This window comes from Veillonella sp. Ser01, from assembly GCF_053850375.1.
This window is the reverse complement of record NZ_JBSPUA010000001.1, coordinates 595,615-617,560: the sequence shown is the minus strand read 5'-3', so window position 1 is coordinate 617,560 and position 21,946 is coordinate 595,615. Positions and strand designations below refer to the sequence as shown.

Here is a 21,946-nt window from a genome sequence, read left to right as displayed (position 1 = left end):
TTTGCTATTACTGAAAGTAATATTTATAATTCTACAAAAAATATAAAAATTTTTTGAAAAAAAGAGGAGTTTTATATGTGAATGTAGAAATACTAAATATAACACGAGAGATAAGTAAAAAAATACTACACACTCGTATCTCGTGGATGATTTTTAGAAAGGGTGTTGACTTATGAAAGTAGCAATCAGAGGTAAAAACATTGAAGTGACAGATGCTTTAAGAGCATACATCGAAAAGAGATTGAGCAAATTAACTCGTTACTTCGATGATGAGTTAGATGCACAAGCGGTTTTATCCGTTGTAAAAGATAAATCTACTGTTGAACTTACATGCTTCGTTAATAAAATTGTTCTTCGTGGTGTAGAAACAAACGATGATATGTATGCTGCTATTGATTTGGTAATAGACAAAATTGTACGTCAAATTCACAAACATAAAACTCGTTTAGCTAAACGCTTTAAAAAACAAGAGGCTTTCCATCCAGAAGCTTTAGCGGCTCCTGTAGAAGAAGAAGCTATCGAAGTTGTAAAACGCAAACGCTTTGCAGTGCGTCCTATGGATGTAGAAGAAGCTATTTTACAAATGAATCTTATTGGTCATGACTTCTTTATGTTCTTCAATGCTGAAACAGAAGCAATGAATGTAGTATATCGTAGACATGATGGATTCTATGGCTTGATCGAGCCAGAATTACAATAACCTATAATGTCGGCTGACAATAATCCTAACTCCTTTCTACTTTTTTAATCAGCCGATTATTATACTAAGGTGGATGACCATTTTGAGTCATCCACCTTTTTTATAAAAACCTATAAATAATCGTGAAATGCCTTGAATTCTTTGACTATTCAAGGCATTTTCGTTATAATAAATTAGATAAAATAATGTAAGATGTCCTATAGAGGAGTGATTTGTTTGTTAAGCTTTTTACAAAGGCTATTAGGCAATAATAACGCAAAAGAAATTAAGAAAATGCGTGCTATTGCTGATCATATTAATGAAATTGAACCGAATTATGTTAAATTAAGTGATGCTAACTTAGTAGCAAAAACCGATGAGTTTAAACGTCGTTTGCAAAAAGGGGAAACGTTAGACGACATTTTACCAGAAGCATTTGCCGTAGTTCGTGAAGCGTCTAAACGCGTGTTAGGCATGCGTCATTTTGATGTACAGTTGATTGGTGGTATTTGCCTTCATAGAGGTAATATTGCAGAAATGCGTACTGGTGAAGGTAAAACATTAGTTGCTACATTACCAGTATATCTAAATGCTTTGACAGGCAATGGGGTGCATGTTGTTACAGTAAATGATTATTTAGCGACTCGCGATAGCGAACAAATGGGGCGTTTATATAACTTCTTAGGTCTTTCTACAGGTCTTATTGTAGCGAATCTCGATTTTAACCAACGTAAAGAAGCATATGCATGCGACATTACATATGGTACAAATAATGAGTTCGGTTTTGACTATTTGCGCGATAACATGGTATCTGATGTATCACAAATGGTACAACGTCCATTGAATTATGCAATTGTCGATGAAGTTGACTCCATCCTTATCGATGAAGCGAGAACTCCACTAATTATTTCTGGTCCTGGTCAACGTTCTACAGATAATTACTATAAGTTAGCTAAAATTGTTCCTCATCTTGTGAAAGATGAAGATTATACAATTGATGAAAAACAAAAAACTATTGCACCTACAGATTCTGGTATTGCTAAAGTCGAAAAAATGCTTGGTGTTGAAAACTTGTATGATGCAGAAAACATTGAGTTAAATCATCTACTTGGTGCATCTCTTCGTGCATATGCTATGATGCATCGCGATACTGATTATGTAGTTAAAGATGGTGAAGTTGTTATCGTCGATGAATTCACAGGTCGTTTGATGTTTGGTCGTCGTTATTCCGATGGTTTACACCAAGCAATCGAAGCTAAAGAAGGCTTGAAGGTAGAACGTGAAAGCCAAACATTAGCTTCTGTTACATTCCAAAACTATTTCCGTATGTATAAAAAGCTTGCTGGTATGACTGGTACAGCCAAAACAGAGGAAAAAGAATTTATCGATATTTACGGTTTGGAAGTATTACCTATTCCTCCAAATAAACCATTGGCTCGTGTAGATTTGCCTGATCAAATCTTTAAAACAAAGGCTGCTAAATATCGTGCTGTAGTACGTAATGCTGTAGAACGCCATCAAACTGGTCAACCGATTTTGATTGGTACTACATCTATTACACAATCTGAAGAACTTTCAGATATGTTATTACGTGCAGGGGTTCCTCATAATGTATTGAATGCTAAACACCATGAAAAAGAGGCGGAAATTGTTGCAAATGCAGGTCAAATGGGTATGGTAACAATTGCTACAAACATGGCTGGTCGTGGTACTGATATCACACTTGGTGAAGGTGTCCCTGAATTAGGCGGTTTGGCTATCTTAGGTACTGAACGTCATGAAAGTCGCCGTATTGATAATCAGTTGCGTGGTCGTGCTGGTCGTCAAGGTGACCCAGGTTCCTCTCAATTCTTCTTATCCTTAGAAGATGATTTAATGCGTATCTTTGGTGCTGATAATATCACAGGTATCATGGATAAATTAGGCATGGAAGAAGATGAGCCTATTGAGCATTCTTTGATTACTAAATCTATTGAACGTGCTCAAAAGAAAGTAGAAGATCATAACTATAATATTCGTAAATATGTCCTTGAGTATGATGATGTTATGAATCAACAACGTGAAGTATTATACGAACAACGTCGTCGTATTTTACGTAACGAATCCTTACGTGACACAATCAATGAAATGATTGATAAACTTGTTACTGAATCTGTAGATGCTTATGCAGATGAAAAATTATATCCAGAAGAATGGGATTATGAAGGTCTTTATAAGCATTTAAGTCAATATTTCTTAACAGAAGAGATTATGTCCTCTCAAGATATGGAAGAATATAGCCGTCAAGAATTGTTAGAACGTTTACTTGAAATTGCTCATGCTGAGTATCAAGATCGCGTTGATATGCTTGGCGAGGCTATGTTTGGCCAACTTGAAAAGGCTATTATGTTGCGCGTTGTTGATAACAAATGGATGGAACATTTGGACAATATGGATATGTTGCGTGAAGGTATTGGACTTCGTGCATATGGTCAAAAAAATCCATTGGTGGAATATAAATTTGAAGCCTTTGAGATGTTCCAAAACATGATTGCTGCAATTCAAGATGAAACAATCATGGCGTTATACAAAATTCGTGCACAATTGATTCAAGAAATTGAAGAACCAGTTGACCACTTAGAAGGTGCACAATCCCATCATGAAGATGTGTTGGAGCCACAAAACATAGATTAAGATTTGTGAATGGCACGTTGCTCAAGGGGATTTCCTTCTGGGCAATGGCCATTTTTCTATTTTATTAAGGTGATAGTTTATCGATGTAATAAGCTAATAAGTTAAAGGTGGTGAACATAAATTGTTAGAAGATTTAAAACCGATTATTTCTAATCTAGAAGAACGTATTTATGGAATGAGGGATTCACTTTAACATTGCTCAGAAAGAAGATAGAATCTTTACATTAGATGTGCAAATGAGCGATCCTACATTTTGGGATGACCCTGATAAAGCTCGTGAGATTTCTCAAGAAGCCACACAATTAAAGAATGCTGTAGAAAGCTATAAACAACTTGTTAGTGATATTGAAGATGCTAATGTAATGCTTGAGATGGCTATAGAGGAAGATGATCGCTCTCTAGAAGGAGAAATAAAGGATTATGTTCAACAAATAGAAGAAACTGTAGAAAAACAAGAAGTTCTTTTATTGCTTAGTGGTGAGTATGATGCTAATAATGCGATCTTAACATTCCATGCTGGTGCAGGTGGTACAGAAGCACAAGATTGGTGTTCTATGCTCATTCGCATGTACTTACGTTGGGCTGAAAAAGCAGGATTTTCTATTGAATTGATGGATGAACAGCCCGGTGATGAGGCGGGCACTAAATCTGCTACATTTTTAATTAAAGGTGAAAATGCTTTTGGCTATTTGAAATCTGAAAAAGGCGTACACCGTCTTGTTCGTATCTCACCGTTTGATGCTGCGGCACGTCGTCATACATCCTTTGCTGCTGTTGATGTAATGCCAGAAATTGATGATACAGTAGAAATTAATATAGACATGAAGGATGTACAAGTAGACACATATCGCGCTAGTGGCGCTGGTGGTCAGCATATTAATAAAACTGATTCTGCTGTACGTATGACGCATAGACCAACTGGTATCGTAGTACAATGTCAAACACAACGTTCCCAAATGCAAAATAGGGAACAAGCACTACGCTTATTACGAGCAAAATTATTTGAATTAGAATTAGAAAAACAAGCAGAACTTAAAGAGCAAATAGGTGGTACATACCAAGCCATTGAATGGGGCAGTCAAATTCGCTCCTACGTATTCCACCCATATAATCTCGTTAAGGATCATCGTACAGGTGTTGAAACAGGGAATGTACAATCCGTTATGGATGGTAATTTAGATCAATTTATGGAAGGCTTCTTGAAAAAAGAAGCAAATTTAATAATTTAGGAGCTCTTATGAAAAAGTTTTTACTATTCCTACTAGTGCTGATTATTGCCTTGGCAGCAGCAACACAATTTTTATTACCTTCTTATATTAGTTCTCGTATTGAAAAACAATTAAATGATTCCCTAAAACCATCTGCTCAAACTGTAAATGTTGAGTCTCAACCAGGATTCAAATTACTTTATGGTGAAGCTGATCATGTTTACGGTTCTTTAGATGATGTAAAACTTGGTAAATTAAATTTTGCAAACTTCAAATATGATGCAACACAAATTCTAGTTAATCCAATTTCATTATTGGCTAGCCAAGAAATAGATGTTGTTAGAGTAGGAAACTCAAGTATTGACGGTATAGTTACTAATGAAGATTTAGCAACATTTTTAAGCACTCAAGCAGGCAGTGAAATTCAAGATGTACAAGTAAATATTAGTAAAGATAACATTAGTTTAACTGGCAAGATGAATGTAGGTATGGTATTTAAAGGCGCTGTTAAATTAGATGGCAATCTAGAATTAAAGGATAATACGTTATTATTTGCACCTAAGAAATTCACCATTAATGGTGCAACTATCCCAGGTTTAACATCTAATGTATTAGAAGCTACTGAAATCTATAACTTCAATAACTTCCCTATTCCTGTAAAAGCAGAAAGCTTAACTATCGATAATGGTGAAATTCACATTAAAGTTAAACCAGTGCTCAACTAGAAAGGATTTGTCGTGAATCATCGGAACACCCAAAAAAGTAAGTACTCTTGGATTCTTATATTATGTATCATTGTAGGTCTTGTATCCTCTTTATACTTAGTATTTGAACGCCATCAGATTGAAAAATCTCAAAATCATATTGAAAATATCGTAGATTATGATGCTGTTTTACGGGCTAATGCCTTTGAAAAACGTAGTCAACAAGAGGCCTTTGATGCGCTTAGAAATGCAGGTGTAACAGCATTTGCTATTTATGATCGTACTTTAGAAAAAGCAAAAGATGCTGGTCAAGTTAAGGTGTTAACCTCCGAAGAAATGGACTCTGTCCGGGTCAATGGTGCGTCCGTTAAACACGGTGCACTTTATGTAGGCTTAGTTTCTGGTAAAGAAGGCTATTATAAAGAAATTCGCGAGGATTTATATCATCGTATAGGTAAAGATAAGGTAAAAGAACTTAATACTAGTATTGGTCCAGTCCTTGAATTATATGGTGCCACTGCAGATAGTTATTTACAAATGAACCTTGGTATTTCCAAGTTACAAGCACAAGAAGTTGCTAATCGTGGATTTAATGTTATTGTTCGACCTACAAATTACAGAAATGTAACGTCTGAAGATCTTCAATATCTATTTAAACGTCTTGAAGGAATTCCACATGTTACTGGTATGATTTTTGCTGGCAAAGAAGCTCTTGGTGCGCCTAACTTAACTGATGAAACCTTAGAATTATTACATAAAAATCATATTCCTTTAGTTGGTATCGAAGCTGTTAACCAACTTCAATATGAGCCACAACAAGGTTTCTTAGAAATGGCTGCTAAAGAGAATTATAGCGTTGGTCGTGTATATACAATTGCTAAGGACGAATTAAAGAAAATTACTCCTGAAGAAGCCGCACAACGTTTCTATATTAGTGATATTGAACGAAATATTCGTTTCAATTTATTCCCTATGTATGAAACTGGTGTAAATAATGAAACAGTATTACAAACTACCATTAACTATATTGGTATGACTACTGAAAAACTATCTACAAAAGGTTATGAATTTGGTCCTGCTGATATTTATCCAGCATATACACCTAATCCATTGTTAGTGGTTATTACTATGATAGGTGCTATTGCACTTTTCGTTTACGTTGGTCAAATGCTAATTCCAATGAGTAAACATAAACAATTGGTAGCATTTTTCGGTATTTCATTACTATCTATTGTATTGTTCATCATTACAAGTGGCACACTGATTACTCAAATTTGGGCATTATCTAGTGCTATTATGGCTCCTGTAGGTGCTATGATCCGTTTGATGGAAGAATGGCGTCGTTATAATGGGTCTCGTCCATTAGGTGCTATTAAATCAACAGTATTAGCAGTATTCTATCTCGTTATTGCTGCACTCTTTGCAGCTATTGGAGGAATGTATATTGCATCTTTACTAGGTAATACAAAATTCTTCATGGAATTTGCTATCTTTAGAGGTGTTAAATTAACATTTGTACTTCCAGTTCTATTGGTGATTATCGCTTATTTACAACGTTTCCCATTGTGGAAAGGTCGTATGATTAACTCTAAAGAAGAAGCAAAGAAATTTGTAGTTGAATTCTTAACAATGGATGTTAAATTCTACGTATTCTTTGTAATGGCTGCTCTTGGTGGCGTGGCATGGGTGTTTGTTGGCCGCAGTGGTCATACAGCAGGTGTTCCTGTACCAGGCTTTGAGCTCATGCTTCGTCGTTTCCTTGAAAATACACTGTATGCAAGACCTAGAGAAAAAGAGTTTATTATTGGTCACCCTGCATTAATGTTGGCTACTTTTGCATTCTTACGAAAATGGCCTACAGTGATTCATTTCTTATTAACTATTGCTGGTGTTATTGGCATAGCGTCTATGGTTGAAACATTCTGTCATATTAGAACTCCTGTATTCATGTCTATTATGCGTGGATATGATGGTTTGTTAATTGGTGCGCTCTTAGGTTTGCTTCTTATCATTGCTGTTCGTTTCATGATGTATGTAACACAATGGTTCCAAGCTCGGGAGGTTGACCATGAGTAATATTGTTATCTCCGGCTACTATGGTTTTGGTAATGCTGGTGATGAAGCAATGCTTTGTGCTATTATCGATGCCATTCGTAAAGAGGAAGCAGATGCGCATATTACTGTTATTTCTGGTAATCCTACAGAGACGAGCAAAAAGCACAATATTCATGCGGTAGGAACCTTTTCTGCATTCGGTATTCTAAAGGCTATTTCAAATTCTGATTTAGTTATCAGTGGCGGAGGCAGCCTGTTACAAGATGCTACTAGTATTCGCAATACATATTACTACTTAAGCATTATGGCTTTAGCAAAAATGATGGGTAAAAAGGTGATGCTATACTCACAAGGTATTGGACCTTTAAATCGTCCTTCTACAAGAAAAGCTGTTAGCTTTATTTTACGTTTTGTGGATACTATAACGGTTCGTGATTCTATTTCTAAATCTGAATTAGATTCCTTAGGAATTGAAGATGTTGAGGTTACGGCTGATGCTGTATTAGCCATGCAACCAGCTGATTTATATATTGGAAAACGCATTCTAGATGGCTATACATCAAAGCTACCTATATCTACAGAAGCTCCAAAACGAATCGGAGTAGCTGTTCGTAGTTGGAAAGATGATACAGAATACCGTGAATCACTAGCCAATGTGTTAAGTCGACTGCAAGAACAGGATAATGTAGAGATTATATTTATACCTATGTCTCATCCAGAGGATACAAAAGAAGCTAAAATTATTGCTAGTTATATGCCAAAAGGAGCTATTGTTCTTGAAGGACCATTCTCTACAGAGGAACAAGTATCCTTGTCTGGTAATGTAGACCTTATGATTGGCATACGTCTTCATGCATTAGTATTTAGTTCTTTAATGAAGAAACCTGTAATTGGCATTTCCTACGATCCTAAAATCACTAGTTTCTTACATATGATTGGTCAAGAACCAATTGGTACAATGACCCATCTTAGAGAAGAGGCTTTATATCAGAGATGTCATAAGCTCTTAAATTCAAGAGAAGAGTACCAAGCATCTTATGATCGTATTGAAGCATTACGTGTTAACTCTCAACGCAATGCAGAAATCGCTATTTCATTACTTAAAAATTATTAATATATTGGATCTAATCCAGAAAGTGAGGTCTCTATGGCTACATTAACACAAGATGTTAAACAACTAGTTCAAGAGAAGGCAAAAGCTATTCGCGTGAGTATTGTTCAGTCTGTAACGGCAGCGAAATCTGGTCACCCCGGTGGTTCTCTATCCATCGCCGATGTGATGGCCTTGTTGTACTATGTAGAAATGAATGTAGATCCAGCAAATCCAAAAGCTCCTAATAGAGATCGCTTTGTCCTTTCTAAAGGTCATGCAGCGCCTGCATTATATGCTACATTGGCTGAAAAAGGTTACTTTTCTAAAGATGAACTTTTGAATTTACGTAAAATTGACCATATGTTACAAGGTCACCCTGATATGAAACATATTCCAGGTGTTGATATGTCCACAGGTTCCTTGGGTCAAGGTATCTCTGCAGCATGTGGCATGGCATTGGCTGGTAAAATCGACAATGCTGATTACCGTGTTTATTCCATTCTTGGTGATGGTGAACTTGAAGAAGGTCAAGTATGGGAAGCTGCTATGTTTGCTGGCCATTATAAACTCAATAATTTAACTGCTTTTGTCGACTTTAATGGTCTTCAAATTGATGGGGATATTACTAAAGTTCTTTCTCCATTGCCTATTCCTGAGAAATTTAAAGCTTTTAACTGGAATGTTATTGAAGTAAATGGTCATGATCTTGATGAACTTCATAATGCTATTGAAGCCGCTAAAGCTTTTACAGAAGGCCCAACTTGCATTGTAATGCATACTGTAAAAGGTAAGGGCGTTGAAGAAATGGAAGGCCAAGCAGGTTGGCATGGCAAAGCACCAAGCGCTGAGCAAGGTATAGCCTTTGTTAATGAAATTATGGGGGTACAATAATGGGTAAAGCAACACGTGAAGCATATGGTAATGCGTTAGCTCGCATTGGTAAAGAAAATACAAATATTATCGTATTAGATGCAGATTTATCAAAATCTACTAAAACTGATACATTTAAAAATGTTTGCCCTGATCGTTTCTTTAATGTAGGTATTGCAGAACAAAATTTGATTTCTGTTGGTGCTGGTCTTGCAGCAGCTGGTAAAATCCCATTTGTTTCTTCCTTTGCAATGTTTGCAACAGGTCGTGCATTTGAACAAATTCGCAATGCTGTATGTTATCCAAAATTGAATGTAAAAGTTTGTGCTACACATGCGGGTATTACAGTAGGTGAAGATGGTGCTACACATCAAAGCTTGGAAGATATTTCTTGTATGCGTACACTACCTAATATGACTGTAGTAGTACCTGCGGATGAACGTGAAACAGAAGCTGTAGTTGAATGGGCTGCAGCTTATGAGGGTCCTGTATATGTTCGTTTAGGCCGTGCTGGTGTAGATGATGTAACAGCTGAAGGTTATACTTTTGTACCGGGTAAATCTACTACTTTAGTTGAAGGTTCTGATGTAACAATTATCGCTTGTGGTGCTTTGGTTGGTCCTGCTGTTGAGGCGGCAAAAACCTTAGCTGAATCTAATGTATCTGCACGCGTTATTAATATGGCATCTATCAAACCAATTGATGCAGATGCAATCGTAAAGGCAGCTACTGAAACAGGTGCTATTGTTACAGCTGAAGAACATAATATCATTGGTGGCCTAGGTTCTGCTGTGTCTGAAGTTGTTGTTGCTAATAAGCCAGTACCTATGGAATTCGTTGGTGTCCGAGATACATTTGGGGAGAGTGGTACACCAAAAGAATTAATGGCTAAATATGGTTTAACAGCAAAAGACATTGTAGAAGCAGTAAAACGTGTAATCACTCGTAAATAATCAAAGGGGATCCCATGATTGAATTTAAGAATGTTAGTAAAGTCTATGATAATGGTTCTGTTGCAGTAGACGATGTGTGTTTAACTATAAATGACGGCGAATTTGTCCTCATTTGTGGTCACAGCGGTGCAGGGAAATCAACTCTATTTAAATTATTAACTCATGAAGTAGTACCTGACACGGGTACTGTTATAGTTGATGATTTTGATGTTACGCGTATGAAGCGTAGTAAAATTCCAAAATTACGTAGAAAACTTGGTGTTGTATTCCAAGATTTCCGGTTATTACCGAATAAAACGGTATCAGAAAATATTGCTTTTGCACTTGAGGTAATTGAAGAGAAACCAAAGGTAATTAAAGAAAAGGTAAGTCATGTACTAGAGCTTGTTGGGTTAACTGACAAGGCAAATGATTTACCAGAGGATCTATCTGGTGGTGAACAACAACGTGTTGCTATTGCCCGCGCCATTGTAAATCGACCATCTGTGCTCATTGCTGATGAACCGACTGGTAATCTCGATCCTGATACAAGTAAAGGTATTGTAGATTTGTTTAAGCATATCAATAATTTTGGTACAACTGTTATTATGGTTACCCATAATATGGATCTTGTTTCGTATTTAAATAAACGTGTTATTCGTCTTAAAGATGGTCGCGTTCAAAGTGATAATATGAGAGGTGCTGAAATTAATGAAGCCTAGAACATTGAAATACTTTTTTAAAGAAGCCCTCAAATCTATGAAGCGTAACGGTCTTATGACGTTAGCATCTATTTCTACAGTGGCTTTATCTCTATTTATGCTTGGTGTATTCCTTTGCGGTGTTATCAATTTGAATAACATGGCATCTAGCTTGGAAAACCAAGTACAGCTAAGCATTTACTTAAAAGACGGCTTAACAACTGACCAAATTATGGCGGTAGGTAAGCAAATTAAGGCCATACCAAACCTTAAAAAGCTTGAGTTTGTTAATAAAGAGCAAGCTATGAAGGAATTCAAAGCTCGTCTTGGTGATCAACAACAATTAGTAAATGCCTTAGGTGATGTAAATCCATTGCCAAATTCTTATGTATTAACCTTTGATAATCCTAGTGATGTTAAGGCTACAGCTAAATTAGCTACCACATTCCAAGGTGTTGAAAGTACACATTATGGTCAAGATATTGTGGAAGAACTCTTCCGTATAACTCAAGTTATCAGAATTGGTGGTATCGTATTAATTGCATTCTTAGCAGCAGCTACATTATTCATCATTTCTAATACAATTCGTTTGACTGTGTTCGCTCGTCGTAAAGAAATTGCCATTATGAAATATGTAGGTGCAACAAATGGCTTTATCCGTTGGCCATTCTTGATAGAAGGCATGTTATTAGGTTTAGTTGGAGCTATTATTGCCGTTCTTTGTGTAGGTGAATTCTACCATTTTATTACTATGGAAGTTTCTGAGTCTTTAGCATTCTTCCCATTAGTACCAATGTTCCCATTCTTCTATGATGTGGCTATCTATATTTTAGTTGGCGGTATTATAGTAGGTGCTATTGGTAGTACAATTTCTTTAAAACAATACATGAAGGTGTAATGTTTATGAAATACAACACAATCAAATCCCGTCTGGTGGCAACAATTTTAACAGGTATAGTAGTACTGGGAACACCACTATACATTGTTGCGGAAGATGAGGATTTAACGAATCAATTAGATTCAATTCAACAACAAGTTAATCAACAAAACTCTATTAAAGCTGATGCTGAAACTGTCATTGTAAGCGTATCTGAACAGTTGCGTCAAATTGAAGAGCAATTGCGTCAAGCTCAACAACAGTTAGAGTCTATTCAACAACAACGTGTAGCCGTTGAAAATGATATTACTGTTAATGAAAAGTTACTAGCAGAAGCACAAAAACGTTTAGAAGGACGGGAGTCCGTATTTTATAAGCGTGTACGTGACATTTATATCAATGGTCGTCTAAGTTATTTAGATGTTGTTATTGGTTCTAAAGACTTTAGTGATTTTGCAAATCGACTAGAGATTTTAAAACGCATTATTGATGCTGACATTAAATTAATCGATGAAATCAAAAAAGAACGTGCTGAAATTGCTACACGTAAACAAGCTCTTGAGCAATCTCGAGCTAAATTAGTGGAGCTTGAAAAGGCAGCAGTAGCTAAACAAGCTGAAATTGAACAAAAGAAGAAAGAACGGGAAGTCGTTCTTCAAAAAGCACAAAATGATCGTGCCACTGCAATGCAAGCTGTGGAAGAACTCAATGCTTCTTCCGCTCAAATTACTGCGCTATTAAAAGCACGTCAAGCGGAACGTGCAGCGGCTCGTGCTGCTGCAGAAGCGGCGGCCGCAGCAGCAGCTCAACAGTCTGCACCAAGTTACTCTTGGGTGCAAGGTTCTGGTCAACTGGGGTGGCCTGTAAGTGGTGAAATTACTTCCCCATATGGTTATCGTACACATCCAATTTGGGGAACAACAATTTACCATTCTGGTATAGATATTGGTGTTGATGAAGGTACACCTGTTCATGCTGCTGATGGTGGTACTGTTGTTTGGTCTGGTTGGATGGGCGGCTATGGTTATGCCGTAGTTATCGACCATGGCAATGGCATGTCTACCCTTTATGGCCATAATTCTGAGCTTGCTGTCTCTGAAGGTCAAGATGTATCTAAAGGTCAAGTTATAGCCTATGCTGGTAGCACTGGTAATAGTACTGGGCCACACGTACATTTTGAAGTTCGTATAAGTGGGGATCCTGTGGATCCTATGGGATATTTATAATATGAAATTTGATACACGTACGGTGTTATGGAGCCTATTGAAATATATAGGCTCTGGCATCGTTATTATGTGGCTCATGTTTTGGTATCTATCTGGTTCATTCTGGGGGTTACCAAGACTATTTGTAGCCTACTATGCTGCGAGTCAAGTCTTTATGACACCTATGTCTAAAGCTACCCTTTATGATGGTATGTTAAAAGGTTTGATTGGCTCTTTGGGAGAGCCTCATAGTGTTTATTTAGATGCTGATGAATTTAAGGCCATGAAAATGCAAACATCTGGTACTTATGCTGGTGTAGGCATGGTTCTTGGGCATGATGATAAAGGTTTATATGCAGTTAGTATTATGGAAGATCAACCAGCTTTCAAAGCAGGCATTAAACCTGGAGACCATATTATTGCTATCGATGGTCAATCCACAAGTGATATAACTGTAGAAGATGCATCCTCTCGAATTCGCGGTGAGGCAGGTACTGTTGTAGCCCTTGATATAGAGCGCAATGGTGAAACATTGCACTTTGATATCACTCGTGAATCTATTGTGTTACCAACTGTTAAAAGTAAAATGCTCACAAGTACAGTGGGGTACATTCGTATTAGTCAATTCGCTGAAAATACAGCTGATGATTTTGAAACACAGTTTAAAGAATTGCAATCTCAAGGTATGAAGGAACTGGTGTTAGATCTCCGTGATAATCCTGGTGGTTTGTTATCTACAACAGAAAAGATTTCTAACTATATTATGCCTCCAGGTACACTAGTAACGGTACAAAATCGAGCTGGTAAAAAAGATGTTTATAAGTCGAACGGCCCAGAAGTAGCTATGCCATTAGTAGTTCTTGTTAATAAAGGATCTGCTAGTGCATCTGAAATTATAGCTGGTGCTATTCAAGACCGTAAACTAGGTACTATTTTAGGTACTAATACATATGGTAAAGGTACAGTTCAAACTATTTACCCTAGCCTTGATAATGAGGGCGTTAAGGTAACTATAGCTAAATACCATACACCAAATGACCGTGTTATTGATGGCATTGGTATTAAACCAGATGTAGAACTTGATCTACCAAAAGGTGTAAATCCATCTAGTACAGTAGATGATATTCAAATTAAAAAGGCATTAGAGTTATTACAGCAATAATGCGTAGGAGTTAAAATATGTTTATAGATAGAGCGCGTGTCTTTGTTAAGGCCGGTGATGGTGGGGACGGCATGTCTAGTTTCCGCCGTGAGAAATACGTGCCAAATGGCGGCCCTAGTGGCGGCGATGGTGGTAAAGGGGCAGACGTTATTTTTAAAGCGGACAAGAATATTAATACTCTTGTAGACTTTAGATATAAACGTCAGTTTAAGGCGCCTGCTGGTGGTAATGGTGAAAGCTCCAATAAGCATGGTCGCGGTTCTGAGCCACTTATTATCCCAGTTCCGTTGGGCACCGTAATTAAAGAAGAAGAAACGGGAAAAATTTTCTGTGATCTCGTTAATGATGGTGATACATTTGTTATTGCTAAAGGTGGTCGTGGGGGCCGTGGTAATGCACGTTTCCAAACAAGTGCTAACCGTGCACCGACATTTGCAGAGAAAGGTGAACCGGGCGAAGAGTTCTGGTTACAATTAGAATTAAAAGTATTGGCAGATGTAGGTTTATTAGGCTATCCATCTGTTGGTAAATCCAGTATATTGCGTAAAGTTTCTAAAGCTCAACCAGAGGTTGCGGCTTATCACTTTACTACATTGACACCTGTACTTGGGGTAGTTACAATCTCTGGGGACCGTAGTTTTGTACTAGCAGATATTCCTGGCCTTATTGAAGGTGCTAGCGAAGGTGTTGGTTTAGGACATAACTTCTTGCGTCACGTAGAACGGACTAATATTTTAATTCACGTCCTTGATGTATCTGGTATGGAAGGTCGCGATCCAAAGATTGATTTTGATGCAATTAACGAAGAGCTTCGTAAATATTCTGAAAAATTAGCCAATAAAAAACAGATTGTTGCACTCAATAAGATTGATATGGTCTTTGATGATACAACAATTCCTGATACAAAAAAATATTTTGAAGATAAAGGCTACGAAGTATTCCTTATCAATGCATTAAGTGGCGAAGGTTTACCAGAACTTATGGAACGAGCGTACTACTATGTAGAAAACTTTGAGCCAGAACCGGAAGCAACTGATGATACAGTAGTATACGAAGCAAAACCAGATGTAGAATTCGTTATCACCCGTGGTGACGATGCTGCATTCTATATTACAGGTAAACGTATTGAACGTTTAGTAGCAATGACAAATTTAAGTGATGATCAATCTCTTCGTAGATTCCAACGCATTTGGCGCTTTATGGAGCTAGATGCTAAATTAAAAGAAAAAGGTTGTAAAGACGGTGATGAAGTTGTGATTGGCGATCAACGCTTTACATTCCAAGAGTAGGAGTAATAATGACAGGAAAACAAAAACGGTATTTACGTTCTTTGGCAGCAACAATGCCACCAGTAGTTCAAATTGGTAAAAATGGTTTAGAAAATAGTGTTATTGATAGTGCTCGTGCAGCCTTAATGGCTCGTGAATTAATCAAGGTGAAATTACACAACAATAGCCCTGAAGATAAGACGATTTTCCAAGAGTTAGCCGATATGTTAGGTGCTGAATTAGTCCAAGTCATTGGCTTTAATGGTGTTTTATATAAAGCTAAAAAAGAACCTAAAATTATTTTACCTAAGTAAATCGTCATATTACTGAATTTTATTATAGTGGGAACGTCATAACCTGTTGGCCTAGGAGGTTAATCTATGCGCAGTGCTATCATCGACGCAAAAAGAATAGTAGTTAAAGTAGGCAGTAGTACGCTATGTTATGCTAATGGACATTTAAACTTAGAGCGCATAGAACGATTAGTACGCCAATTGTCAGATTTAGCTAATCAAGGTAAAGAGGTTATCCTTGTTTCTTCTGGTGCAACGGGAGCTGGCCTTGCTCCTCTAGGATTTAAAGAAAAACCTAGAGACCTTGTTTTGAAACAAGCTGCTGCAGCAGTAGGACAAGGTATCCTCATCCATATGTATGAGCGTATGTTTCGTGAATATGGTCGTACAGTAGGTCAAATTCTATTAACAAAAGAAGATAGTACAAGCCGCCATAGTTATCTAAACTTGCGCAATACACTACATACGTTATTGCAACTCAATGTTATTCCTATTATCAATGAAAATGACGTAGTTGCTATTGAGGAATTTAAAATTGGTGATAATGATACTTTATCTGCTACTGTGGCAGGCATTGTAGATGCTGATTTGCTTATCATCTTATCCGATATTGAAGGATTATATACAGCTAATCCAGCAACTCATCCTGATGCAACATTGATAGAAATCGTTTCTGAAATTACTGATGAAACCTATGCTATTGCAGGTGGAGCTGGATCTAATATGGGTACAGGTGGCATGTATACCAAGATAAAGGCAGCCCATATGGCTACAAATTCTGGTGTACCTATGGTAATTACATCTGGTGAAGTGGAGGATTCTGTGCGCCGCGTATGTAAGGGTGAAAATATTGGTACCCTTTTTGAAGCACATGATGCTGGCTTATCAGGAAAACATCACTGGCTTGCCTTTGGTAAACGATTAAAAGGGTCAATCACTATTGATGATGGTTGTGCTCGTGCTGTATTAGATAAAGGTGCTAGTATTTTACCAGCTGGTATTATTGATGTAGATGGGGCATTTGGGCCTGGTGATACAATCTCTATTTACCATGATGGTAAAGAAATCGGTCGAGGACTTATTAACTATGGCATTGAAGATATGAAGGCCATTAAAGGTCATAATACAAATGATATAGCTCAAATTTTAGGAATTAATACAACCTATGATGAAGCAATACATCGTAATAATCTAGTTTTATTACACTGAGGATACTATATGAACCAGTATGAAGAAATTTGTAAAGATATGGGGCTAAGAGCTAAAGCAGCTGCTTTTGAATTGGCTCAACTTGATCAAGGTACGTTAGATGCTGCATTATTAGCAATTGCTGATGCTGTGGAAGCACAAACTGATGAAATTATGGCCGCTAATAAGCAAGATTTAGACAAATCTGGGGACTATAATGTGCCTCAAACCATGATTGATCGATTAACATTAACACCTAATCGTATTGCTCAAATGGCAGAAGGTGTTCGTCAAGTGGCGACTCTTGAAAGCCCTGTGGGATCTGTTATGGAAACGATTACACGTCCTAACGGCTTGACTATAGAAAAAAGAGCAGTACCTTTTGGTGTGATTGGTATTATTTTTGAAGCGCGCCCCAATGTGACTATCGATGCTGGTGTACTTTGTTTAAAAACTGCAAATGCTACTATATTGCGCGGTGGTAAAGAGGCATTCCATACGAATCAAATCATCGTGTCTATCATGCGTAATACTCTAGAATCTTTGGGCATTAATGGGAATGCTATCCAATTGGTCGAGGTTCTTGATCGCGATATGGTTGGTGTACTGTTACAACAACGTAAATACATTGATGTCATTATTCCTCGTGGCGGGGCTGGACTCATCCGCCGTGTTGTAGATGAAAGTAGTATTCCTGTAATTGAAACAGGTAGTGGTGTATGTCATACGTTCGTAGATGAATATGCTAATCTCGATATGGCATTAGACATTGCTGTTAATGCTAAAGTGCAACGTCCATCGGTATGTAACGCTATGGAAACTTTGTTAGTTCACCAAGCAGTAGCTGCTGAATTTTTACCTCGCCTTGATAAAGGGTTACAAGAATATGGCGTTCGTATTCACGGTGATGAAGCAGTAGCTCAATATATGGAAAATATAATTCCTTTAACAGAGACGTCCTTTAACACAGAATACAATGATTTGGATTTAAATGTGCGTATCGTTGATACTCTTGAGGAAGCAATCGATCATGTGAATTTATATTCTACACATCATTCAGAAGCTATAGTAACAGATGAACCAATGCGTGCAAAAGTATTTATGAACTTAGTAGATTGTTCTACAGTTTATCACAATGCATCAACTCGTTTTACTGATGGTTTTGAATTTGGTTTTGGTGCGGAAATTGGTATTAGTACCCAGAAGCTTCATGCTCGCGGACCAATGGGATTACAAGCACTAACATCATATAAATACTTTGTATTTGGAGAAGGCCAAGTTCGAAAGTGAAGACCGTATATTACTTAATAAGGGCATACTACAGATATATTCAAACACCAAAAGGTCGATACGAATGGATATCCTATGGAAAGGCATTGCTCTTGTTTATCGTTATCTGTGTCATTGTCATTAAGGGTGTGGCATTATTATGGTAGAGAAACGTCGTATAGGAATCATAGGTGGAACATTTAATCCTATCCATTTAGGGCATCTAATGATTGCTGAGGTGGCTTGTGAAAGCTTTAACCTAGAAAAGGTAATTTTTGTACCTGCCAAGATTCCGCCTCACAAACAACATGATGTAATAGATAGTCGTCATCGATATGCTATGACGGCAGCAGCCGTATCAGATAATCCTAATTTTGAGATTTCTGATGTAGAGATGCGTCGAGAAGGCCCTTCGTATACAGTTGATACTATTCAACATTTTAAGGTCCTTTATGGACCGAATGTTGAATTTTACTTTATCGCTGGTACTGATACAATTCGTGCATTACCAACGTGGAAGTTTATTGAGGAATTATTAGATGAGGTCCACTTTATTGGCGCTACAAGACCTGATGGATCAAGTGCAATTGACGAAACATTAGCAATTTTAGGCCCTAAAGCATGTGAAAAAATACATCTTATGGAGGTTCCTGAGATGAAATTATCTGCTACGTATTTACGAGAACGTCTACGCTCTGGTAAAACAGTTCGATATATGTTGCCAAAATGTGTGGTGGAATATATAGAGGAAAACCATATTTATGGGAAGGAATAAAGGATGTTATCATTTGATGAAATACAACTTAGAGTGAGTCAATGGCTGAGCATGAAACGATTTAAGCATACTCTTGGCGTTGTGGAATCGGCTACTCATTTAGCTAAGCTTTATGGCGTTGATGTTGAAAAGGCTAGATTAGCCGCATTACTACATGATTGCGCTAAAGAATTGCCTTTACCAGATATGCAAAATCTTGTGAAAAGTGAATCTTATGATGCTGATCAAGAATTATTAAGTAATGGCAATCTTTTACATGGCTTAGCTGGTATGATTCGAGCAAAAAAAGAGTTTTCTATATCTGATGATGAGGTTTTAGAAGCTATTCGAGTTCATACGACTGGAAAGGTACATATGTCTATGCTAGATAAGGTGATATTTTTAGCAGACTATATTGAGCCTAATCGAGATTTTCCCGGTGTGGATGAGTTGCGTAACGTTTCAGAACTAGATTTAGATAAGGCTGTATTGCTTGGTTTTGATAATACTATTATTCATCTTATAGAGCAAAATTTATCGATTTATCCGTTGACCATTCTTGGTCGTAATGATGTGTTACAATCTTGTAAATAATGGAGTTTATATATGGAAGAACGTGAACGAGCAAGAGCTCGCCGTCGTAGAAGAAGACGTCAACAAAAGTCATCTGTTAAATGGCCTAGATTTATAGTAGCTGTTATTGTAGTACTTGCCCTACTTGGTGGTATAGGCTATGGTTTGTATACTGGGGTATCTTATGTGTATAGAGCTGTTACAGGTACTACTGAGACAACTGACACAGCCGTAGATAATGGAAATAAACAAGATGGTAATACTGTATCTGTAGAACAAAAAGGATTAGATAAACCATTATACATTCTTGTTGTCGGTACTGATGATAATAATCCTAGTCAAAGTGATAGTCTATTCTTGTTATCCATTAATTTAGATCAAAAAACAATGGATGTTATTGGCATTCCTAGTAATAGTAAAATTGATAATAGAGATCAGACAGATGCAAGTATGCTCAATAGCATCTATGAAAAAGGTGGTATTGATCTAACAAAGGCTGTCATTGAAGATATGTTCCATATTTCTATACCATATTATGTTGTAGTTAATCAAAATGCTTTCAAAAAGACTAACGATGTATTAGGAAATCAACAAATCTATGTAGAACAGACTATGGAACACGTGGATGCAGAGGGAAATAAAGATATTGATTTGCAACGAGGATATCAAACATTAGATAGTGATAAGGCTTTATCCTATTTACGGTATTCTGATCCAAAACACGATACATTTACACGTGTACAACGACAAGAAAGATTTTTGAAACTTTGGGTAGAAGAAGAGCATAATTCATTCTTCTTAACAAATGCATGGCATATTTGGAGAATTTGGGATCATTATGATAGTAATATTTCTACATTAGATGCCATTAAGCTTGTGTATAATGCTAGCAAAATTAATAAGGAAGAGATTCATTTCTATATTCTTCCTGGTGAAAAAGAGTTAGTTGGCGATATGACATATTGGAAGGTAAATCCAACGGAAGCACAACGATTAGTAGGCATTACGATGGGAAATCTACCAGCCAATGAAATGACACAATTTGTAACGGCTCCAACCAATAGCACAGCTAAGGTTGCACCTGAATCAGAACATAATGGCGGCACTATCACAAAGCCATCAGAACCGGGTGATGAGAGTACTAATAAACGTTAAAAGGGGAATAGTATGAAAAATAAAGAAGAAGTTAAACAAATCGTATTACAATTAGCACAAGCTGCTTTTGATAAAAAAGGCAGAGATATCGAAATTCTCGATTTAGAAGGTGTATCTATGTTAGGGGATTACTTCCTAATTGCTAGTGCAAATAATATTAAGCAATCTCAGAGTATTGCTGATGAAATGGAAGATAAAGCAGCAGAATTGGGCATGACAGTAAATCATAGAGAAGGTTATCGTGAAGGTGAATGGATTTTACTTGATTTTGGCGATATTATTTGTCATGTCTTTGGTGGTGATGAGTTGCGAGAATTCTACGGTTTAGAAGAATTATGGAATGATGCAGTTCGAGTTCCATTTGAAGGAGTATAGTATGGCTACAGAATTGTTGGAAAATACAATTGCCACATTAAAAGTATTGCGTACTAGTGATCAAGGGGCTTTTCTAGATGGTCAAACTGGCAATACAAATGATGATATTTTGCTTCATAAGGATCAACAAACATCTCCTGTTGCCATTGGTGATGAAGTAGAGGTATTTTTATATCGCGATCCAAAGGGGCGTTTGACTGCTTCTATGCGTTTACCAGCGATGAAGGTAGGGCAAATTGGGTATGTTGAGGTAATCAATACTACAAACTTTGGCTGTTTCGTAGAGGTTGGTACTGAGCGTGGTATCTTCATGCCTCACGCGGAGATGCGTGGTCGTCCTCAAGTGGGCGAAAAAGTTTGGGTTCGTCTCTATACAGATAAATCTGGTCGTTTTGCAGTATCTATGGATGTTGATGACGAAATGCGTCGCGCATCTAAGGCTGCTACAGATGCTAAAGTAGGACAACTTGTTAAAGGCGCTATCTACAACTTGACTAGTGATGGGGCATTCTTCATCACTCCTGAACGATGGATTGCCTTTTTACATCGTTCTGAGATGACTAGAAAATTAAATGTAGGAGAAATGGTTGAAGGTCGTATTACTTTCAAACGTGAAGATGGTCGTGTCAACGTATCGATGCGTCCTACTAAGGAAAAGGCACTCATTTCTGATGGAGACATTATAATGGAGTACCTTCTTAATCGTGGAGGCAAGATGCCATATAGCGATGAATCTTCTGCGATGTTGATTAAAGATAAATTTAATATTAGTAAAGCTGCCTTTAAGCGTGCTTTAGGGCATTTGATGAAAGAGAAAAAAATTGTTCAAGATAATGGTTGGACATTGTTAACTGAAACAGGACGTCAATGGACACCTCCTGTTGGTAATGAATCACAAGAAGAGGAATAAAG

General features: G+C 37.2%; 21 protein-coding genes. All 21 read left to right on the top strand.

What is annotated here, in order from left to right:
• Window positions 1–172: 172 nt before the first annotated feature.
• The 21 genes from hpf (at window position 173) to ACWTVK_RS02830 (ending at window position 21,944) form a co-directional block, all read left to right on the top strand.
• Window positions 173–700 carry a ribosome hibernation-promoting factor, HPF/YfiA family gene (hpf, locus tag ACWTVK_RS02930; RefSeq protein WP_024066679.1) on the top strand — a complete coding sequence of 176 codons (528 nt, stop codon included), beginning with the start codon at window positions 173–175 and terminating at the stop codon, window positions 698–700.
• Between the two features lie 216 nt (window positions 701–916).
• Complete coding sequence (secA, locus tag ACWTVK_RS02925; protein WP_456045878.1) at window positions 917–3,352, top strand: preprotein translocase subunit SecA; 2,436 nt, start codon at window positions 917–919, stop codon at window positions 3,350–3,352.
• A gap of 121 nt (window positions 3,353–3,473) precedes the next feature.
• Window positions 3,474–4,581 (top strand): peptide chain release factor 2 gene (gene prfB / locus ACWTVK_RS02920; RefSeq protein WP_456045877.1). Its coding sequence is split into 2 segments (ribosomal slippage): window positions 3,474–3,530 and window positions 3,532–4,581, totalling 1,107 coding nucleotides; the frame shifts between segments, so codons are not numbered across the junction.
• 8 nt (window positions 4,582–4,589) lie between these two features.
• Window positions 4,590–5,285, top strand: a complete 696-nt coding sequence (locus tag ACWTVK_RS02915) for an LmeA family phospholipid-binding protein (RefSeq protein WP_024066682.1) — start codon at window positions 4,590–4,592, stop codon at window positions 5,283–5,285.
• Between the two features lie 12 nt (window positions 5,286–5,297).
• Window positions 5,298–7,340, top strand: coding sequence for a DUF5693 family protein (locus tag ACWTVK_RS02910; protein WP_456045876.1), 2,043 nt, complete (start codon window positions 5,298–5,300; stop codon window positions 7,338–7,340).
• Window positions 7,333–8,433 (top strand): polysaccharide pyruvyl transferase CsaB, encoded by a 1,101-nt coding sequence (csaB, locus tag ACWTVK_RS02905; protein WP_105089106.1) that lies wholly within the window; start codon window positions 7,333–7,335, stop codon window positions 8,431–8,433. Before ACWTVK_RS02910 ends, csaB begins: the two co-directional genes overlap by 8 nt.
• A gap of 33 nt (window positions 8,434–8,466) precedes the next feature.
• The gene (locus ACWTVK_RS02900) at window positions 8,467–9,303 is read left to right on the top strand and encodes a transketolase (RefSeq protein WP_060924672.1); all 837 of its coding nucleotides are present in this window, start codon (window positions 8,467–8,469) and stop codon (window positions 9,301–9,303) included.
• Entirely contained in the window at window positions 9,303–10,235 is a 933-nt protein-coding gene (locus tag ACWTVK_RS02895) for a transketolase family protein (protein ID WP_456045875.1), read from the top strand. The genes ACWTVK_RS02900 and ACWTVK_RS02895 overlap by 1 nt, the downstream gene beginning before the upstream one ends.
• Window positions 10,236–10,249: 14 nt before the next feature.
• Window positions 10,250–10,936: a cell division ATP-binding protein FtsE gene (ftsE, locus tag ACWTVK_RS02890; RefSeq protein ID WP_303939547.1), complete on the top strand. Its 687-nt coding sequence runs from the start codon at window positions 10,250–10,252 to the stop codon at window positions 10,934–10,936.
• Window positions 10,926–11,813, top strand: coding sequence for a permease-like cell division protein FtsX (gene ftsX / locus ACWTVK_RS02885; RefSeq protein ID WP_105085529.1), 888 nt, complete (start codon window positions 10,926–10,928; stop codon window positions 11,811–11,813). The genes ftsE and ftsX overlap by 11 nt, the downstream gene beginning before the upstream one ends.
• On the top strand, window positions 11,813–13,018 hold the full coding sequence (locus ACWTVK_RS02880; protein ID WP_456045873.1) for a murein hydrolase activator EnvC family protein: 1,206 nt from the start codon (window positions 11,813–11,815) through the stop codon (window positions 13,016–13,018). The genes ftsX and ACWTVK_RS02880 overlap by 1 nt, the downstream gene beginning before the upstream one ends.
• Window position 13,019: 1 nt before the next feature.
• Window positions 13,020–14,159 carry a S41 family peptidase gene (locus tag ACWTVK_RS02875; RefSeq protein ID WP_456045872.1) on the top strand — a complete coding sequence of 380 codons (1,140 nt, stop codon included), beginning with the start codon at window positions 13,020–13,022 and terminating at the stop codon, window positions 14,157–14,159.
• Between the two features lie 17 nt (window positions 14,160–14,176).
• Entirely contained in the window at window positions 14,177–15,448 is a 1,272-nt protein-coding gene (gene obgE, locus ACWTVK_RS02870; protein WP_060924669.1) for a GTPase ObgE, read from the top strand.
• Between the two features lie 8 nt (window positions 15,449–15,456).
• Window positions 15,457–15,741, top strand: coding sequence for a ribosome assembly RNA-binding protein YhbY (yhbY, locus tag ACWTVK_RS02865; RefSeq protein ID WP_024066152.1), 285 nt, complete (start codon window positions 15,457–15,459; stop codon window positions 15,739–15,741).
• A gap of 66 nt (window positions 15,742–15,807) precedes the next feature.
• The gene (gene proB / locus ACWTVK_RS02860) at window positions 15,808–16,929 is read left to right on the top strand and encodes a glutamate 5-kinase (RefSeq protein ID WP_456045871.1); all 1,122 of its coding nucleotides are present in this window, start codon (window positions 15,808–15,810) and stop codon (window positions 16,927–16,929) included.
• 9 nt (window positions 16,930–16,938) lie between these two features.
• A complete protein-coding gene (locus ACWTVK_RS02855; RefSeq protein ID WP_456045870.1) occupies window positions 16,939–18,198 on the top strand; it encodes a glutamate-5-semialdehyde dehydrogenase in 1,260 nt (419 codons plus the stop codon).
• 139 nt (window positions 18,199–18,337) lie between these two features.
• A complete protein-coding gene (nadD, locus tag ACWTVK_RS02850) occupies window positions 18,338–18,952 on the top strand; it encodes a nicotinate-nucleotide adenylyltransferase (RefSeq protein ID WP_456045869.1) in 615 nt (204 codons plus the stop codon).
• 3 nt (window positions 18,953–18,955) lie between these two features.
• A complete protein-coding gene (gene yqeK / locus ACWTVK_RS02845; RefSeq protein ID WP_456045868.1) occupies window positions 18,956–19,525 on the top strand; it encodes a bis(5'-nucleosyl)-tetraphosphatase (symmetrical) YqeK in 570 nt (189 codons plus the stop codon).
• Window positions 19,526–19,537: 12 nt separating this feature from the next.
• Complete coding sequence (locus ACWTVK_RS02840) at window positions 19,538–20,659, top strand: LCP family protein (protein WP_119208207.1); 1,122 nt, start codon at window positions 19,538–19,540, stop codon at window positions 20,657–20,659.
• A 12-nt stretch (window positions 20,660–20,671) separates the two neighbouring features.
• On the top strand, window positions 20,672–21,034 hold the full coding sequence (rsfS, locus tag ACWTVK_RS02835) for a ribosome silencing factor (RefSeq protein WP_024066146.1): 363 nt from the start codon (window positions 20,672–20,674) through the stop codon (window positions 21,032–21,034).
• A 1-nt stretch (window position 21,035) separates the two neighbouring features.
• Window positions 21,036–21,944 carry a CvfB family protein gene (locus ACWTVK_RS02830; protein WP_295198978.1) on the top strand — a complete coding sequence of 303 codons (909 nt, stop codon included), beginning with the start codon at window positions 21,036–21,038 and terminating at the stop codon, window positions 21,942–21,944.
• Window positions 21,945–21,946: the final 2 nt, after the last annotated feature.

Coding starts and splice junctions, on each gene's coding strand:
- ACWTVK_RS02880 (WP_456045873.1), top strand. CDS start 11,813: ATGTTTATGAAATACAACACAATCAAATCCCGTCTGGTGGCAACAATT.
- obgE (WP_060924669.1), top strand. CDS start 14,177: ATGTTTATAGATAGAGCGCGTGTCTTTGTTAAGGCCGGTGATGGTGGG.
- ftsX (WP_105085529.1), top strand. CDS start 10,926: ATGAAGCCTAGAACATTGAAATACTTTTTTAAAGAAGCCCTCAAATCT.
- ACWTVK_RS02840 (WP_119208207.1), top strand. CDS start 19,538: ATGGAAGAACGTGAACGAGCAAGAGCTCGCCGTCGTAGAAGAAGACGT.
- yqeK (WP_456045868.1), top strand. CDS start 18,956: ATGTTATCATTTGATGAAATACAACTTAGAGTGAGTCAATGGCTGAGC.
- ACWTVK_RS02830 (WP_295198978.1), top strand. CDS start 21,036: ATGGCTACAGAATTGTTGGAAAATACAATTGCCACATTAAAAGTATTG.
- ACWTVK_RS02855 (WP_456045870.1), top strand. CDS start 16,939: ATGAACCAGTATGAAGAAATTTGTAAAGATATGGGGCTAAGAGCTAAA.
- proB (WP_456045871.1), top strand. CDS start 15,808: ATGCGCAGTGCTATCATCGACGCAAAAAGAATAGTAGTTAAAGTAGGC.
- yhbY (WP_024066152.1), top strand. CDS start 15,457: ATGACAGGAAAACAAAAACGGTATTTACGTTCTTTGGCAGCAACAATG.
- ACWTVK_RS02875 (WP_456045872.1), top strand. CDS start 13,020: ATGAAATTTGATACACGTACGGTGTTATGGAGCCTATTGAAATATATA.
- ACWTVK_RS02895 (WP_456045875.1), top strand. CDS start 9,303: ATGGGTAAAGCAACACGTGAAGCATATGGTAATGCGTTAGCTCGCATT.
- ACWTVK_RS02915 (WP_024066682.1), top strand. CDS start 4,590: ATGAAAAAGTTTTTACTATTCCTACTAGTGCTGATTATTGCCTTGGCA.
- nadD (WP_456045869.1), top strand. CDS start 18,338: ATGGTAGAGAAACGTCGTATAGGAATCATAGGTGGAACATTTAATCCT.
- ACWTVK_RS02900 (WP_060924672.1), top strand. CDS start 8,467: ATGGCTACATTAACACAAGATGTTAAACAACTAGTTCAAGAGAAGGCA.
- rsfS (WP_024066146.1), top strand. CDS start 20,672: ATGAAAAATAAAGAAGAAGTTAAACAAATCGTATTACAATTAGCACAA.
- hpf (WP_024066679.1), top strand. CDS start 173: ATGAAAGTAGCAATCAGAGGTAAAAACATTGAAGTGACAGATGCTTTA.
- csaB (WP_105089106.1), top strand. CDS start 7,333: ATGAGTAATATTGTTATCTCCGGCTACTATGGTTTTGGTAATGCTGGT.
- ftsE (WP_303939547.1), top strand. CDS start 10,250: ATGATTGAATTTAAGAATGTTAGTAAAGTCTATGATAATGGTTCTGTT.